The following is a 771-nucleotide window of genomic DNA, read 5'->3' on the forward strand; positions in this document are numbered from 1 at the left end:
GTGTTGGTGCGGCGGACCGGCACCACCAGCGGCGGTATTCCATTTCTCCCCGGATCGRACCGCGGTGCATCYCAACMRGCACCTGGCGGGCTATGCGGGTATCCTGCGTGCCCGCCAGCATTATCGCCCTCAGCAAAGAGGTCTTCGTTGCGGCCGCGTGGGACCTCGCCGGCCGCAAGGTCGCCAAGGCGCGCCTCCTCGGTGACATCTATGAGACCGCCCAAAGCTCGATCGCCCTATCCAGTGCTTCCTGCAGCTGGGGTTAGGCGGCTCAGGAGCGCACGCGCCAGGCGGTGGCGCCTTCCTGGGTGAAGAAGCAGCCCTCCACGCGGCAGCCCATCGCCTCCAGCGTCCGGATCAGGCCAAGCCGGCTCTCCAGCGGCACCAGCAGCATCATGAAGCCGCCGCCACCCGCGCCGGAGACCTTGCCGGCGTAGGCGCCGGCCTTCATCGCGGCGGCCTGCACCTCCTCGATGCGGGCGTTGCTGATGCCGGCGGCCATGGCGCGCTTCTGCTGCCAGCCCTCGCGCAGCGTCTCGGCCAGCAGCTCGAAGTCGCCGCGCARCAGCGCCTCCTTCATCTGCTGGGCGGAGGCCTTCAACGCGTGCATCGCTTCGATCGACTTGGTCGAGCCGGCGCGGACGTTCTGACTCTGCTCGGCGATGATCGTGGCGCTCTCGCGCGAGACGCCGGTGAAGCAGAGCATGGTGCGCGAGGCGAGCTCGTTCACGACCTCCTGTTTGATCTTCAGCGGATTCACGATGACGCGGT

General features: G+C 68.0%; 2 pseudogenes. One reads left to right on the top strand and one right to left on the bottom strand.

Annotation, left to right across the window (positions count from 1 at the left end):
- Nucleotides 1-110: 110 nt before the first annotated feature.
- Nucleotides 111-239: pseudogene (locus tag AC1DWF_RS33795) on the top strand (IS110 family transposase); the annotation flags it as partial.
- A 32-nt stretch (nt 240-271) separates the two neighbouring features.
- Here the strand turns inward: AC1DWF_RS33795 and AC1DWF_RS33800 are convergent.
- A pseudogene (locus AC1DWF_RS33800) lies at nt 272-771 on the bottom strand (hypothetical protein); the annotation flags it as partial.

Source organism: Aminobacter sp. P4_D5 (assembly GCF_056401815.1).